Here is a 16,076-nt window from a genome sequence, read left to right as displayed (position 1 = left end):
ATTCAATATTCCCTTTTTCTGAATAGGCGGCATCACCAATCACAGTATCAACTTCCATACCAGCTTCCATACTTTTTTCAATTAAGGTTTCTAATTGCTTTCCGTCATTCTTTTCTCCAGTTGTAACAACAGCCGCAGTAATAATTCTTTCTTCGCTTAAGGCTATGTGTGTTTTGTAACCAAAGAATGAGGAGTCCACTGTTTTATGTCCTGTTTTTGCGTCTTCATCTTTGGATAATTGTAGATGTTCAATATCATCAGCCACAGTTTCTTTAAGCAGGTTTAATTTTTCTTTTACTTTGGGGAATTCACAAATAACCTCTTCTTTTTCAATGACTTTAATCAGCTTTTCACAGTATTCAATTTGATCTTCTAATACATCTGATGTTGTCTTGGTTGGAAATTTACTTTTCATTGTTTCATCTACTTGATAAATCGTCTTTCTTAGGTTTTTAGACCGATCAACCAGCACTTCTTTGGCTGATTTTTGATTGTAACGAGACTGGGTATGGGTAGCATCTACAATAATAGATTTGCTTTTTATAATTTCTTTTTCGATTGCGATCTCAACCGTTTTATTGATTAGCATGTCTAATAAATTTACATCCTTTAATCGCAGTTTTCGAAACTTCGTTAAGGAACTTGGCTCAATAACTGGATCTTCTGGCGCCATATCTAAAAAATATTTGAATGACATATCATATTTTGAGCGTTCGACAATATCAACATCGGATACGTTGTGGATACATTTTAATAATAAGTATTTGAACATGCGAATAGGATGGATCGCATTACGCCCATTATCAAGGCAATATTTATCTACTAATTCTTCATATACAAAAGAAAAATCGACTAAGTCATTTATTTTTCTCAAAACATTATCTTTCGGTACGACTATGTCATAAATCGCCATATAAGGACTTAAATTTACTTGTTGATGTTGAATCAATGTATCCACCCACTCGAATTTGATAATTTAATTATACAGTAAAAAAGATATAGCACTCTCAAATTTTGAGGTACTATATCTTTTTTTTATAATATAGAGACTTTTTCAGTGGCCTCCCTTCGATCAAGGTTCTTTGTTTAATAATATGGATGCTCGTTCGCTATTTATATTAACGGAGAACCAGAAAATAAAGTTCCTTAACTAAGCAAGGAAGTTATCTTATATATGAGGGATTAACCTGAATTGCTTGAATTGGAATGTTGTAAGTGAAACTTTCTTTATACTCCATGTTTTTTTTGTCCTTTTATTTGCATTCCTTTCCTCTTTCATTATTGATAACCTTTGCTTTCTACTCCAAAAATGGAATTAACTCCAGAAGAAATTTAAAATTAGTTCAAAATTCAAATATAACATTGGTAAAATTAAATAAAAATAGTAACTAACGTTTAACATCCTAAAGTGAGCTCATACAGTAAAACATTATATGGCATTTTTATTTCGAACTCGTGACCCTTCATATTCCTTTACCTTCTTATAAAAAGTAGCTTTCTTCATATTTACAACCTTCATAAATTCCACTGCCTTTATTTCACCTGACTTCCATTGCTTATAATATTTAGACCATTCTTTAGGCAGTTCCATCACAGGTCTACCTAAGTGCTTACCTTTAGACCTCGCTGCTGCAATTCCTTCCTTTTGACGAATCAAAATATTTTCACGCTCATGTTGAGCTAGCGTAGTGTATACCTCAATTAAAATAGAGTTAACCATTTCCAAGATCCATTCCTGTCCTTCGGGATGCTCTTGCATTGTAGTTGGCATATCTAGGATTTTCACATTAATTCCATTCTTTTTGAAGTACTCTAGGTATTCCTTAATTTGTACTTTGTTGCGCCCTAAACGATCAAGCGATTTAATATAAAGCGTATCACCTGATCGTATAGCTTTAAGCATATTTTGAAAACCGTCACGTTCCATATCCTTACCACTAGCCTTATCGCTATAAATGTACTTTTCATCAGTAACGTAATTTTTTAATGCTTGAACCTGCCTATCCAAATTTTGGTCTTTTGTCGATACCCTGATATAGCCGAAAGAAATGTGCATAATTATTACCCCCACCTATTATAAAGTGGTTGTATGTTAGCTTGATAGTCCATAAAGGTCAATATGCAAATAGTGTTCATTAAGTACAATATTTATTAGATATTCACCGATATATACCAAATTAAAAAGTGTTCAAAAAGGAGTACCTTTTTAGACTAAAATAATGCTGCTTAATAATTCTAAACAGTATTATCTATTATCACCTCTTAAATTTAGTCCACTTTGAGAGGTGAGTGATTAACAATCTCTTCTCATAAAATATTTATTCACAGTTACGCTAAGTGTTTGCCACAAATGCAATGTATAATGTTCAATTATATTTATTATTATCAATTGCATTTATTGTTACCTGGAACATTAAAAGGCTTAGAAGTTTTTTCCTGTAATAATTCAAAAGCACCTAGATCACCGATGACAACAACTGGAAGTTCTTCAAGACCATGTATGACAAATAACTCAAGTGCTTTATAAACTATCGTTTTTTCTAACTGATATTGGAGATAACACTAAAACTTTCGCAGTTGTATCTCTTGAAACAGAGTTAAAAATATTACCTCTTGATGTCGTTTTTCCTTTATGAATACATTTATAATAGCCACAACCTTTAGTAATTCTTTTACAGTAATAATCCCTATTAATTTATTATTAGTATCAACCACAATAACTGACGATTTACAGAGTCTCTTCTAGTTACTTTTTTCAGAATAATTCCAAGGGAATCGTCAGTATTTACAATACTGGGATCTAGTGTAATATTTAGTTAGAACTCACTGATTTTATTTTTCCCCTACCATTTCGTGTACAATTATATTTTTTATACTAAATTAATTCTTCTTTTTTTCTTGATTCCATTCCGAAAGCATTGATATTCCTAAACCTATAGATAATACACTCATCCAAAAACTCACAATTAACGTTAATTCAGGTATTATTTTTTCACCTGTTGCATGAAAATGTCCTGTCACAAATATTCTACCTATCACTATTAAAGTGCCAATCGTAATAAAGATAATTCCGTATTTTTTTATGTTTTCCATCTTATCAATCCCTTATAATCTCTTTACTTAATTATAAGTTCACCACCTCTTTAACAAAAGGTGCTTTCTCTACTAACTAGTTTGTTTCTTTAAACATACTTAGATCAATTCCACCGACTTTTTCTACGTCGAGAATAAAAACTAATCCTTGAAGTGGCTTATTTAGATCTCCTGCTTCCGTGATGACATTAAATATTTTGTCCGCTTTTTCCTTTGGAACTAGTGTATAAATTACTTCCCGTTGTGGTTCGATTGTAATTCCCAAAAATAATGTAGGATTATTTTCACTTTTACCTCTACTTAAGATAATGGTACTTTTTGTAACCCCTTCGTTTTCAATAGCCTCTAATATCTTATCCGTTTTTTCTTTTGCAATAACCGTTACAACTAATTTTGCATTCTTTGAAATTCCCATTATTCACTCATTCCCCTTTCATATTACTTACAATTCTATAGAATCAACTTTATACTACTTCATTACTTTTTGAATTTAGCAATAGCTTTAATTCTTTTTTACTTTCTCGTGAAACGAGGATATAGAGGATATCGCCAATTTCTATTTTTGTTTCACCATATGGAGTAATAAGCTCTCCCTTGCGAATAATGGCATTAATAAGAACATCTTTCGGAAATTGAATATCAGCTAAAGTTTCACCTGTTATAACAGACTCCTCACTCACTTCAAATTCAATAATTTCTGCATTTGCTTTTCCTATAGAGACAAGTTCTAATGAATGCATTGATTCTGTTCTTTTGGGTCCAGTTAACCCGAGCTTCTCTGCAAATATAGAAATGGTTGAGCCTTGGATGAGCGCTGATGTAAATACAACGAAAAATACGACGTTAAAAAACAACTGACTATTTTCTAATCCTGCAATCATTGGGAAAGTTGCTAGTACAATCGGGACAGCTCCTCTTAAGCCTGCCCAAGAAAGAAATACTTTCTCTTTTAGGTTGTAGCCCATTTTAATTGTCGATAGAAAGACGGCAAGAGGTCTTGCAATAATGATTAAGATAAAAGATAGTAATAAACCCTTGATAATAACATCTAAGGTTAACAATTGATTCGGAAATACTAAAAGACCAAGGATTGTAAACATTAATATTTGTGCCATCCATGCAAAACCCTCATTGAATCTGAATATAGATTGACGATAAGTTAAATCTGAATTTCCAATAATTAATGCAGCCACATAAACTGCTAATAATCCACTTGCACCTATAAGTGCAGTAATACTGTAAGTTAATAAGGCAAAGGCAAGAGCAAAAACAGGATACAATCCACTCGAATCTAAATTAATACGATTGATTGCATACGCTGCTAATTTCCCTAATACCAAGCCCATTACTAAACCAATACCCATTTGCCAGAAAAATGAACCAACTAGCAGGAAATAAACAGGATCTTCAACCATCATTAACTCAATGAGGGAAAGTGTTAGAAAGACAGCCATGGGATCGTTTGAACCAGACTCAGCCTCAAGTGTTGCCCCAAGTCTCGCTTTAACATTTTGTCCTTTTAATACTGCAAAAACGGCTGCTGCATCAGTAGAACCAACAATCGCCCCAAATAGAAATCCTTCTAACCATGTCACTCCTAAGATTAGTTTAGCCGCAACGGCAACTACAACTGTGGTAAGGATAACACCTAATGTTGCTAGTGATAATGAAGGAGTTGCTACAGATTTCACAGTAGACCACTTAGTTTGTAATCCCCCTTCAAATAAGATAATCACTAAAGCAACTATCCCAATGAGCTGAGCCATTTTTGCATTATCAAAATGGATTAGACCCAATCCATCACTGCCAGTAATCATTCCAACGAGTATAAATAGTATAAGTGCAGGTACTCCGAGTCGAGTAGAAAACTTTGCTGTTAATACACCAATAATTAATAAAAGTGCACTTAATAGGATGAAATAGTCCGTGGTAAAAACTGAATCTAACATATACAGTAGTACTCCTCTCAAAAAAATATCTATTTCGCTATAAATTTACATCTACTTTTACAAGATGATTATCATCTTTATCAATACCTAAATAGCGTAATGTTTCAGCAGGGGATGAATGGTTAAAGATTGATTGGAGAATTGAAATGGCAATTCCTTTTTTGTACGCATGATAACCGAATGTTTTTCGTAATGTGTGTGTCCCTATATTTCCAGTTATGCCTACTTCTTTTGCTGCTTTATTAATAACTCTATAAGCTTGCTGTCGTGTAATAGGCTTCTCACTTTTTTTTGATTTAAAGAGATAGTCAACTTTGATTATGTTCGTATTTGATAAATAATTCTCTAAAGCTTGCTTGACTTTATTGTTTAAATAATAGGCTTTAACTTTTCCATTACTAGGATCCTGAATATATAGAAACTCTTTGACCCTCCCACAATCACATATGTCGTCTACTTTTATCTTGAGTAAGTCACTAATTCTTATTCCTGAGTTAATACCAAGAACAAAGAATAAGAAATCTCTTTTTGATTGTTTATTCAATACCTTTTTGATTTCATTAATTTTTTTAATATCTTTAATAGGATCTACATATTCCACTTTAAGAATTCCTTCCTAAAATTAATGTTACTTAATTATTAGTGTATCATAAAATAAGTAACATTAATTTAAAAATTTGTAAAATTTCAATGAAGAATAAGGTCGAGTGTTCTGGTGTTCACATTTGAATAAATATACTTCCTCTCTGAGTAAAATCGTATAGTATATTCAAGCAAAATTATTTAATTGATTATAGCTAATCTAAGATTTTATAGTATAAAATATAGTTGACTAAGATAATATCTTTATGGATATCTAAGGAATAACTTTGAAATACATCATTTTTCAGAATAGAGGTTGTTTTTATTGAACTATTGGTTAAATAAAAATATAAAAATAGGAGTAGTCCTTATTTTCCTATTCCTTATAAGCTACTTTATCCTTCCAGTCAGTTATCCACTTATTTTTGCATGGACATCAGCAGTCTGTTTAAACCCTGTGGTCACACTGTTAGAACATAGATGGAAGATAAATCGAACATTTTCAACAATTATTACATTCACTACATTTTTTATAACAATAGGTTTTGTTTTATTTTTTTCTACGATTAAATTGATTACTTATATTACATATGCCTCACAAAATATCTCCGTTTACTTTCATCACATGACGGTTGTGTGGTTCAACATACTAAGTAATCTTGAAAATAAGTTTGAAGACATACCGCTTGATATTGTAAAAGAAATTAATTTCTATGTTATAGGGATCATAGAAAAAATAAGAGTTCACTTCATTAATTTGGATTTATTTGGAACAATAACCAATATTATATTAAATATTCCAAATTATCTTGTGGCTATATTGGTTTATTTAATAAGTATGTTCTTATTTCTAGTAAATCTACCTAAACTAAAAAAAACAGTATTCTTCTTCCTAACTGAAGATACAGCGGATAAAGTTTGCTTTATAATTTCACGTCTCAAGAAAGTTATTATTGGCTTTTTTAAAGCACAATTTTTAGTAAGTATACCAATTTTCTTAGTCACATACGTAGGGTTAATTATTATTAAACCTGAAGTTGCTTTAGCAATGGCAATTCTCATCTGGGTTATTGATCTAATCCCTTTAATTGGATCGATCATTATTATGGGGCCTTGGACCGTTTTTTATTTTATTTCTGGAGACCTTGAAATGGCAATTAAATTAGGAATCTTATCAATTATTTTATTAGTAATAAGACGCACTGTGGAACCAAAAATAATGGGAGAACAAATTGGATTATCCCCACTAGCTACGTTGATATCACTTTTCCTTGGGTTAATGTTGTTTGGAGCTGTTGGTCTTTTCATTGGACCGTTGATTCTTATTGTAGTAAAATCAGCGTTTGAAGCAGGTATCATTAAATCAAATTTTAAATTATGAGTGATATCTTATAAAAATCAATAGTTCTGTTCTTCCCCCTTCTTTTATATATTGTACATAAGGAGGGATGGTCTTGTACTTTCGAAAGAAATTCAACCTTAGACCAAAGAAAGGACCTTTACCTTTTAGGTACGTACTTTTAATATCATTTGCTATATTTATTGTACTAACATTACAAGGACTCTGGCTTGTTGAGAGTGGCATTCGTCCAACTTTATTGGAGATTGCCAATTTAGAAACACAAAAAATCGCTACCTCGGCAATAAATCATGCAGTATCAACGACAATTAGGGACGTCGACATGAATCAACTTATAAACATTGAAAAAGATAATTTTGGTAAAATCTCTTCGATTGGCTTTGATGCGAATGTATATAATCAAGTTGTTACAAACGCTGTATCTAATGCACAATATTATTTAAAGTTAATGGAAGATGGAGAATTACACAAATTGGAAATGTTCGATGAAGAGGAAATTCCTGAAGACACAGATGTTCCGGGGGTTATTCATAATATCCCTTTAGGACTTGCGACAAATAATGCCTTACTTTCACAGCTAGGACCATTAATTCCTGTAAAATTCACTACGATTGGTGATGTAGATGTTGAACTAAATGAAGAGACAAAACCAATAGGAATCAATAATACGTGGATTCGAGTATCGATGGATTTAGAGGTGCAATCTCAAGTTATAATTCCGTTTGCAACAAGAACGGACAAAGTTAAAACAACCGTACCAGTGGGGATGGTCTTCGTACCTGGAGAAGTTCCAGATTTTTATTCAAATGGAGATGGCCCATTACCCCAGCCAGCTATTATAAGATAAAGAATTATTCAACTTTTTACTTATTTCACTAACCCCAAGTCATTTTCCTTTATGATTTGGGTTCTTTTATTTATAAATTTCTTTCTACACAAGCTAAATCTTGCCGTTTAATATCAGTAAGTTTTTCACCATAAATCCCTCGTATTAAAGTTAAACTATCTATGACAATAAACGGTCTATTATCAACAATCTCCATCGCTCTTTCTTCATTGATATGAACAATTTTTTTCAATTCATCAATACTTGCTTCATTAATGTCTATTTTTCTATAGCAACGGTAATTGTTAATTTCGTGCTCTTCTACAAAATTTTGTTCTTTATTTACTTCGGCAGATATGTTTGCCACTTCATCATTACTTATATTACTATTACACCCTACTAATAAAGTAGATGCAATAAGTAAATAAACCAAATATTTCAAAAATAAACACCTCACTTTCCCATGTCTTAATTCCATAATTATAGTATACTATAATTGAAATACACGATCACTAGGAGATTACCCATGTGAAAATAAAGCTTATAATGAATGTTATACTACTCACTTTCATACTTACTAGCCATGACGATTCAAATACTAGTAGCTTAGTTGAAGGGAACTATTTATCTTCGTTTTTCCATACAAATACAGTAGTAAACATTAATGCTGGCAATGATAAAGACTATAGAATTAAATGTAACTATGTAGATTCAAGTGTATATCCCAATCTTTATCAGGTTCCCACGAAAGGTCTTTTCAGCTTTTCAATTCAAAGTATGAAAACAAATCTAAATCTATTAATCATTAAATACCAGAGTTCTCTATTCTACTAACATTCAACTTTCATGGTAAATAATTTTTAAAGTGAAAGGAGAACATATAGAATGGAAAAAAAACATAATGATGATAATATCAAGGAACCTTTAATAGGTTGTCTTTTTGGAATTGGATTAATGGTTGTCGTTTTTCTATTTGTTCATTTCGTATTAGGTATTAAAGCGTTTAGCTAGTATTCAAAAACAAAAGGGAGAATTATATAATGTATTTTCTCTCTTTTTAATGCTTGTACTAATTGTACTAGTTTATATGGAGTTGATTCTTTGCAAAAAAACTTTTTATTAATCAGTCTACTATGTTTTCTACTATTTATTACTATGTCACTTTTAGTTGTTAATGAACTGACTATTGGTTTTGATACGTATATAACAACTCCAATCGAAAATACATTTCTTACTAGTTTGATGTTAACGATTACAGAGCTTGGATCTGTTGAGGCTATACTCCTTATTTCAACGATACTACTTGTATTCCTTTGGATTACAAATCAAAAGAATTTGTTTTGGTGCTTTGCTATTCTGTCTTCTGGCGGTGTTTTATTAAACCTGCTATTAAAGATAATGTTTCAACGTGAACGTCCCGCTGAAACTGTAATGGTTGAAACTTTTGGTCAATCCATTGGTTTAATTTCTTATAGTTTCCCAAGCGGACATACCATGCGTAGTATAATATTGTTTGTATTCATTCTTTATTGTTGTAAGTATATTAGAATTCGTGTAATTCAAAGTCTTCTCTTAATTATCTCGATTTTTTTTCTTACAACTATACCCATTAGCCGAGTAGTATTAGGAGCACATTTTCCAACTGATATTCTAGCTGCAATATTTATTTCGTTAAGTTGGTTCTATTTTTGCCTCTATCTGTTTAATAGTAAGCATAAATTACTAAGAGAAACGTAAGTTGTGCATCGCCTTTTAGGCTGGTATATTAGTATGTTGTTTCACAAACAATATACACTACATTGACTTTATTAAAGGTATGATGGTAAAAAATTTCTGTCATACCTTTTTATTGAATCAGATCTGCATCAACTATAATTTATTTAAATTTGCCATCTGTTATGATGATCGCATTTGCTAAAGGTTCTGGGTCAATATCATTATGACGATAACCTTGAAGAATAGTTTGATAGTGCTCCAGACTTGGAGCTTGCTCTGGCAATATTCCTTCATCTTTCATTTTATAAACGAAGGCATCTATACCCTCGTTATAGTGATTAACCCCATAAGGTGCGACTTGTTCATTTACATCGGTTAGCTTTACAATGATAGTATCTTTTCTATATAATTCCATTCCTTCAGAACTGTCAAGTACCTCTTCATCTTCTTGAGTCACACTCCACAATACAACAGGGGCCTGACAAGCTTTGGATTTCCTCAAGTTAACAAATGATCTAAATTCTAATTTATGGTCTTCTATTACTCCCCAAGCAAATGGATATGCTTCCGTACATGTAGAGATCATATGGTCAACATTCATGCATTCACCGTATGCTGCAAAAAGTTTCCGCTTAACCCTGCTCATTTATTTCACCCATTTCTACTATTTTGATTTGTCAGTTTACAATACGTCCAGCGACTTGTATAGTAAATGGGTGAAGTTTGGGCAAGCAGTTTTAGATAAACTACTTATTATTTTTTATATTTTTTAAAAGTGCACATTATTTCAGCAAGAATCTTGCTGAATGTAAAATGATAGAGAGGTCGGTGACCTCTCTTATAAATGTGAACATAGCAAATAAAAATAATGAAAAGCCTCTTTTGAAATTGTTTTTTGTGACGGTATTAACACAACACCATTTATTAATTCATCCAATGCATAAGAAACATATACACCTGGCTCACCATACTTTTGGGCTATTCTAAAGATAACATCACTTTCATTGTGGGTTAACATTTCCTTATGACTCAAATCCTTAAACTCTACCGCATACAAGCTTAATCCCAAATTAACTGATAAATCATTAATATGGCTGTTACTGTTAATTTCATGGTCATCCATTAACCTATTTAATTCCTCAAAGTTAGCTCCCAACCCGTAATCTTCCAAGAATTTGAATTGCTTTATACATGTGACATCTGGGTCTTGAATATCTAATTTTGTAACTGCAGTTAAGCATTTCTTTGATACTAGTCCCTGATCAACTGCCAAAGACATTAATAGATTTGCATAACTTGAATCCTTGTACACTTTTTGCCCAACTTCATCTCTTTTTTCATCTTCAAGAGGGATGTAAATAGGTTTAATGAATTTAACAGAAAGGTTATCATCAATTGCTTTATAGTGTGATACATTATTTTTTGACATGGCTTATTACCCCTTTTCATTGTCTTGTCATGCTTATAATAAATAATCTCTTGAAATCTACTAATATCAAAATCCAACTCATTATGGTTGCTCGGTAGCTTCGAGTAAGATGTTTCCCTTTTATAAAGAACCCTTATCTTTTTACTCACAGACTATTTATTGCATTTGAAATTAACTTGATACAACTTAACCCACAACAGCAAAATAAAGAAAACTAGATATTCCTCAACTCACTACTTCTGTTTTTATATTTCCGTTATAGAGTTTAAAATTTCATTTCTTCATTTATACCTACCACTAGATAATGCACTTAATATTAATTAGCTTAATGTTTTTTACGCTTTTACTAATTCCTTACTCTCACTCTCACTTCATATCGCTTATGTTCCACACTGTTTAATTTTTCTCCACTTAATAGTGCCTTAAAGAACTCACTTGGCCTGGAAAAATAGCTTATATTTACAGGTCTACTTCTATTAACATATGGATTTATGATTGCCTCAGCATACACAAGCTCCCAATCATCACAGTTAGGCTTATGCAATGCAATTAAAAGTCTATTAAAGGGACTTTCGCTAAGAAGAGTGTATTGTACCAAATCACCAACTCGCCTTAACATCATGCCTTCACTAACATCGGCCTCAAGGTGAATTGTGTTGACTCCTACTGCACCAAGAAATCTACTCCCTAATCCCGTAAAGAATTTGAATTCCTTTGTCCAAGCAGACACTCCAGGATGTCTCAGGGAAGTCTCGTAAAATAAACAATTTACAACCTTGTCATTAAAGTTCCAACTGCCGTCAGATTTTTTGTGATTAACTATTTTTGTCATTTGCTCATTGGTATATGATTGTAATCCACTTTTACTAACAGAATAAGCGAGTTTACACCATTCCTTATCCGTATACGATTGTGAAGTGATTTCCAGCATTTTATTAAATGATAATGGTTCTAACTCGCTCCCTAAAAAATGTACTTGACTCTCCACTGGAGGATTGTAGCGTTCAATTGTATTGATAAACAATTTTATTCACCCTTTCTGCAGTTTAGGATCATCAAATGGATTTTTGCTCTGCAACTCTTTAATAGCCTTTTTTACTTGAACACTCATTTTAAGTACGTCGGCATCAGCATTCTTTCTACTAAAATCGCCATTTATAAGCCGACACAAAATTTCCCGTTCATCAGCAATTTTTGCATCAGTGCTGTTCAATACATAAAGTAAATGTGATAACTTATCAGCGTTGTACAACTTAAACAAATCTTCTAGATAAAAATGGGAGAACATTCCTAAAAGAGTGATTTCCTCTTGGCAATCTTCAAATGAAAGCAAAATATCTTTTTTTGGTTCAGGAAGATAATTATGAACCCCTTCAATAAACCAATCACTTGTCTTTACTTTTCCTGTACCAATATGAAACTGGGTAAGAGCTTCATCAATTCGTCCTTCGAGAATCATATCAATTGTGTCTAGACCAATTAATTTCTCTAGTTTTTTTCCTATATAGCTGACAGATGCTTCGATGGAATTTTTAGATGTGTTAAAATGTAGTCTAGCTTTCTCATAGTCTAATTTATTTTTTAAGAAGTATTTTAATCTTTCTTTTGATTTTTGATGACTCAGATATTCTTGCTTATTAATGAAATCAACGATAAGCATTAGTGCGTCTAATTTCTTCTGTTCAAGTTGCCTTTCATCTTCGTTATATAAATTCTGATCATTTAGATTGCCTTGAACTTCTTTAACAGCTCTTGCAACTTTTCTGAAAATTAGCATCTTATAACCCCTTTCTGAATTGATGGTGTCTATGACTATCTAAAGTACGCTTTTATTGAACCGACTCTATATCTAAATTGGTCTACAATTTTCTTAAGCTCTTCGTTTGAATTACAGCTCATTATATCGCCAACTATATTTTCACCTACAAAGAATTCTAGCCGATTATCAAAGTACAAAACTGAGGCTCTTATTGCATCAGTTGACATGCCTAAACTATCTGAAATTTCTTTTCGTTTTTTCCCCTTGTATCCTCTGTTCAACCACAGTTCATACTTAACTTTTGAATTCTCTGTCAGGTTACCGATTAAATCGATGACTGAAAACAGTTCTGCCAATGCAAATTGCTTACGGACTTCTAATTCTCTAGATTCGTCAGAGTAATTTTGAGAATTTAATTTATCTTCAATTCCTGATAAAGCTGAGTGTATTTTTTCCCATAGCAACATCTTCTTCATTCGCTTTCATCCTTTCTAGTTCAAAACATATTGATTGAATCATAAGAAAAACAAGTCATCTTAAAACAATAAAATAGAATACCATTTTTGCAATTAAACAGATGGTCAAAGAAAATTTCCAATATACTGTAAATCCAATTTACTTTCTTATTTTGCTTCTGTTTAACCCCTAGAGCCACAAGCGTTCTCGAAAAAGAAAAATTGCCGATCTAAACTAATCTAAAAATTGCTTAAGTGTAATCTCAAGTACTGTAATATTTGTTTGGTTAATTCTCTATAATATGAAAAATTCTCTTAGAAAAACTCTTCATTTTTCAACATTGATTTTTAACATGTGTTGAATGTACTTCCGTTAACATGCAGAAATTGAACCACTCTAACTTTCCCTTTTTAAAGTAGACGGAAAATTTATGAACTGGAAATAAATAAACAAAAAATAAGCTAGATCTCTACGACCTAACTCTTCATTGCTTTTATTCATTTTAGTGGCAAATGGTATGTTGGTACACAACTTACAAAAGTAATACCCTTCACGTCAAAACCAGAGAATATTAACAGGATAATACTATTACATAATGCTTATAGCTGCTTAGTCGAAACAGATTGTTAAACAAGAAACAACATTGTTTTCGCTTTTAATAAATTTTTGCGGAATCAGATATGTATTGTGTTCGGATTTTTTATAAATATTGGTAAACTGTATTCCCTGGTGTTCGGTAATTATATACATCTTAAAAAACGCTATAATTTGGTATTCGGTGTTTCTCCAAATATCAGTAAACGCTATAATCATTGTGTTCAGTTTTTATATACAGGTTGAAATACCTAAGTTTTATTATCGTATTACTGAAAAGGTCTTTTCTTTTTAATTGCTAATCACTTGCAATATTTACAAATGCTTTTGTATTATTTTGCGATGAAGTCACGGATTGTAAGCAAAATAGTGAAATAGAATCTATTCTTTCCTCTTACCAAAATTAATATTCCCATGGCAACATCATTGATAACAACTGATTGAATTCTTCTTCACCAAAAATAACAAAGATGTCCTGCTTAGATAATGGCTTATCTATGATTGTAAGAATGCTATCGTTTCCATCAGTTATTACTGTCTGCAATAAATGAAAACCCTCCATACCCCTCCTCATCAAGCAATGCTGTAGTTAACTTGAAATGAATACCACCTCAACATTTATATATAAAAAACGAACAACATTGTGTTGAATGAATATAAAGTATACGATAATAATAATGTAACTCATACTTTTATTGACTAACATGGTTAATACCAAAAAAGAACACTAAAATAGCGAGATGTCTAGATGACACCTCGCTTTACATTTACTACTAGTGAATCCCACTTCTTCGTTCTGCAATTACTATACGTACTACTCACCAAATGAATCTCCTTTTCAAACTATTCTACTATAATGGAACTACAATTATTCGTCTTGCAATTTCTTAAACTTGTCCTTCTTTAGCTTCGTCATAATCTTTCGGTGCTCGTTATTTTCTGCTAGTGTCACAATCTCTAAGTTTTCAGGTCGATCATCGTCATGCTCTAAATTCCTATGGTTAATATCATGTGTTCTTCTATTCTCCCCATCGATTGCTTGGTCAATTACTTTCTGACCCCAAAATAGAGAAGTAATGATTTGGGAGTTTTTCAAACATAACTTACTTACTCTTAAATCACTTACAGGGTATAGAACTCCAAGAGAATCCTTGTCACTCAATGGCTGTTTATTGTCCATTAGCCAGTCACCCGAAGTCGTTATAAAACCTTTACCATCATAGACTACCTTTTCTTTCTTTGTAAAGTAATCGATTAAATAGATACACTCGCCTCTTACCTCATGATAATATTTACGATTATTATAATGGGTGCATTTACCTGTTGTTCTATGAACAAGGTGTGTATACTCTTCAAATACCGACTCATAAACCCCTTCTACAAGCTTTTTCTTACGTTTTCTCATGGTTGCTAATGCGATTTGCTTATCGCCCCAATTACGTTTAATTTCAATTTCAGTACTTTCTTCATCCTCAATAGCTTCCCATTCACGCCAATGCTCTACAACTTCTTCATCTTCGATTTTAATATCTTTATAACTATCCATGGAAATTACCTCCTGTTTTTAAGTCAGCGATTAAAATCCCTGTATTTTACTAACTGGTAAAAGCTATTGTTTTTGCTACACCCTTTACCACCTCCTTAAATTGTTCAGCAGTTAGTAACTTAACTAAAAGCCCTTACCGCATTATAAAACTGATGAATTGGAATGTTTAGAGATTCAGCGGCATCATTCGCTTTTTGTTCACCATTCTTATAAGACACAAATGCCTCATAAAAGCCGTTTGGATATGACCCTCTCCCAGCCTTCTTTGACCTGTAGTTTTCTTCCCTATCAAATTCTGTTTGTAGTTCAAGAACATTTTTTAAAATTTGAAACCCCGTCTCTGTAAGAAAAGCCTTCTCATTGAACGTTTGGTCTAGAATTACTAGTTTAATATCCTTTTGTTTGAAGTACATAATATACTCGTAGATTTGTTGTAGACTTGACGTGAAATTAGTAAAACTTTGAATTATAACCGTGTCACTAGAATCAACAGTTTCTAACATTTTAGTTAGCTCCTTTAAATCAGAACGACCAGCATTATCAACTAAATCAATATAATAGTGGTCAGCTTTTGCAACTCCTTTGAATAATTCTAGTTCCTGAAACTTTCTTGCTCCTAAATAAGCAAACTTCTTTGGCATTATTTTGCACCTCCTCAAAATAACCTATTTTAACTTTTTTGTTATAAAATAACTATTTTTGTTGTATGTATGTTACCATCAGTTATAGCTTAAATAAAGTCTTTTCTAAAAAAACTACAAATAAA

General features: G+C 32.0%; 20 protein-coding genes. 4 read left to right on the top strand and 16 right to left on the bottom strand.

What is annotated here, in order from left to right; translation table 11 throughout:
- The 7 genes from CD003_RS19540 to CD003_RS19515 all read right to left on the bottom strand — a co-directional run.
- The coding region (locus tag CD003_RS19540; protein ID WP_257008407.1) for a transposase at positions 1–913 on the bottom strand (913 nt) is incomplete at its 3' end.
- Positions 914–1,429: 516 nt separating this feature from the next.
- Positions 1,430–2,056 carry a recombinase family protein gene (locus CD003_RS19535; RefSeq protein ID WP_096202941.1) on the bottom strand — a complete coding sequence of 209 codons (627 nt, stop codon included), beginning with the start codon at positions 2,054–2,056 and terminating at the stop codon, positions 1,430–1,432.
- Positions 2,057–2,562: 506 nt separating this feature from the next.
- Complete coding sequence (locus CD003_RS22765) at positions 2,563–2,715, bottom strand: hypothetical protein (RefSeq protein WP_373558589.1); 153 nt, start codon at positions 2,713–2,715, stop codon at positions 2,563–2,565.
- Positions 2,716–2,880: 165 nt separating this feature from the next.
- Positions 2,881–3,093 (bottom strand): hypothetical protein, encoded by a 213-nt coding sequence (locus CD003_RS19530; protein ID WP_096202940.1) that lies wholly within the window; start codon positions 3,091–3,093, stop codon positions 2,881–2,883.
- Between the two features lie 76 nt (positions 3,094–3,169).
- Positions 3,170–3,508: a P-II family nitrogen regulator gene (locus CD003_RS19525; protein ID WP_096202939.1), complete on the bottom strand. Its 339-nt coding sequence runs from the start codon at positions 3,506–3,508 to the stop codon at positions 3,170–3,172.
- Between the two features lie 49 nt (positions 3,509–3,557).
- The gene (locus CD003_RS19520) at positions 3,558–5,042 is read right to left on the bottom strand and encodes a potassium/proton antiporter (protein ID WP_096202938.1); all 1,485 of its coding nucleotides are present in this window, start codon (positions 5,040–5,042) and stop codon (positions 3,558–3,560) included.
- Between the two features lie 37 nt (positions 5,043–5,079).
- Positions 5,080–5,643, bottom strand: a complete 564-nt coding sequence (locus CD003_RS19515) for a tyrosine-type recombinase/integrase (RefSeq protein ID WP_096202937.1) — start codon at positions 5,641–5,643, stop codon at positions 5,080–5,082.
- A 306-nt stretch (positions 5,644–5,949) separates the two neighbouring features.
- On the opposite strand from CD003_RS19515, the gene ytvI reads away from it, so the two are divergent.
- Both ytvI and yunB read left to right on the top strand, forming a co-directional pair.
- Positions 5,950–7,005, top strand: a complete 1,056-nt coding sequence (gene ytvI, locus CD003_RS19510; RefSeq protein WP_257008402.1) for a sporulation integral membrane protein YtvI — start codon at positions 5,950–5,952, stop codon at positions 7,003–7,005.
- Between the two features lie 73 nt (positions 7,006–7,078).
- The gene (yunB, locus tag CD003_RS19505; protein ID WP_257008401.1) at positions 7,079–7,831 is read left to right on the top strand and encodes a sporulation protein YunB; all 753 of its coding nucleotides are present in this window, start codon (positions 7,079–7,081) and stop codon (positions 7,829–7,831) included.
- Between the two features lie 70 nt (positions 7,832–7,901).
- Here the strand turns inward: yunB and CD003_RS19500 are convergent, their stop codons facing one another.
- Positions 7,902–8,252, bottom strand: coding sequence for a helix-hairpin-helix domain-containing protein (locus tag CD003_RS19500; RefSeq protein ID WP_257008400.1), 351 nt, complete (start codon positions 8,250–8,252; stop codon positions 7,902–7,904).
- Positions 8,253–8,695: 443 nt separating this feature from the next.
- Here CD003_RS19500 and CD003_RS22405 point away from each other — a divergent pair, with 443 nt between their 5' ends.
- Both CD003_RS22405 and CD003_RS19490 read left to right on the top strand, forming a co-directional pair.
- Positions 8,696–8,821, top strand: a complete 126-nt coding sequence (locus CD003_RS22405) for a hypothetical protein (RefSeq protein ID WP_257008399.1) — start codon at positions 8,696–8,698, stop codon at positions 8,819–8,821.
- Between the two features lie 90 nt (positions 8,822–8,911).
- Positions 8,912–9,547 carry a phosphatase PAP2 family protein gene (locus CD003_RS19490; protein ID WP_096202933.1) on the top strand — a complete coding sequence of 212 codons (636 nt, stop codon included), beginning with the start codon at positions 8,912–8,914 and terminating at the stop codon, positions 9,545–9,547.
- Between the two features lie 139 nt (positions 9,548–9,686).
- On the opposite strand, the gene CD003_RS19485 is transcribed toward CD003_RS19490, so the two are convergent.
- From CD003_RS19485 to CD003_RS19455, 8 genes are all read right to left on the bottom strand, one after another.
- Complete coding sequence (locus tag CD003_RS19485; protein WP_096202932.1) at positions 9,687–10,172, bottom strand: gamma-glutamylcyclotransferase family protein; 486 nt, start codon at positions 10,170–10,172, stop codon at positions 9,687–9,689.
- A gap of 192 nt (positions 10,173–10,364) precedes the next feature.
- Entirely contained in the window at positions 10,365–10,955 is a 591-nt protein-coding gene (locus CD003_RS19480) for a hypothetical protein (RefSeq protein ID WP_096202931.1), read from the bottom strand.
- A gap of 346 nt (positions 10,956–11,301) precedes the next feature.
- The gene (locus tag CD003_RS19475; protein WP_096202930.1) at positions 11,302–11,979 is read right to left on the bottom strand and encodes a hypothetical protein; all 678 of its coding nucleotides are present in this window, start codon (positions 11,977–11,979) and stop codon (positions 11,302–11,304) included.
- Positions 11,980–11,985: 6 nt separating this feature from the next.
- Positions 11,986–12,732: a hypothetical protein gene (locus tag CD003_RS19470; protein WP_096202929.1), complete on the bottom strand. Its 747-nt coding sequence runs from the start codon at positions 12,730–12,732 to the stop codon at positions 11,986–11,988.
- A 35-nt stretch (positions 12,733–12,767) separates the two neighbouring features.
- Positions 12,768–13,190, bottom strand: coding sequence for a hypothetical protein (locus CD003_RS19465; RefSeq protein WP_096202928.1), 423 nt, complete (start codon positions 13,188–13,190; stop codon positions 12,768–12,770).
- Between the two features lie 977 nt (positions 13,191–14,167).
- Positions 14,168–14,326, bottom strand: coding sequence for a hypothetical protein (locus CD003_RS22030; RefSeq protein WP_179295633.1), 159 nt, complete (start codon positions 14,324–14,326; stop codon positions 14,168–14,170).
- A gap of 306 nt (positions 14,327–14,632) precedes the next feature.
- Complete coding sequence (locus tag CD003_RS19460; protein ID WP_096202927.1) at positions 14,633–15,310, bottom strand: hypothetical protein; 678 nt, start codon at positions 15,308–15,310, stop codon at positions 14,633–14,635.
- Between the two features lie 119 nt (positions 15,311–15,429).
- The gene (locus CD003_RS19455) at positions 15,430–15,951 is read right to left on the bottom strand and encodes a recombinase family protein (protein ID WP_096202926.1); all 522 of its coding nucleotides are present in this window, start codon (positions 15,949–15,951) and stop codon (positions 15,430–15,432) included.
- Positions 15,952–16,076 lie beyond the last annotated feature (125 nt).

This window comes from Bacillus sp. FJAT-45350 (assembly GCF_002335805.1).
Taxonomy (GTDB): Bacteria; Bacillota; Bacilli; order Bacillales; family NISU01; genus FJAT-45350.
This window is presented reverse-complemented; position numbering and strand designations above follow the sequence as displayed.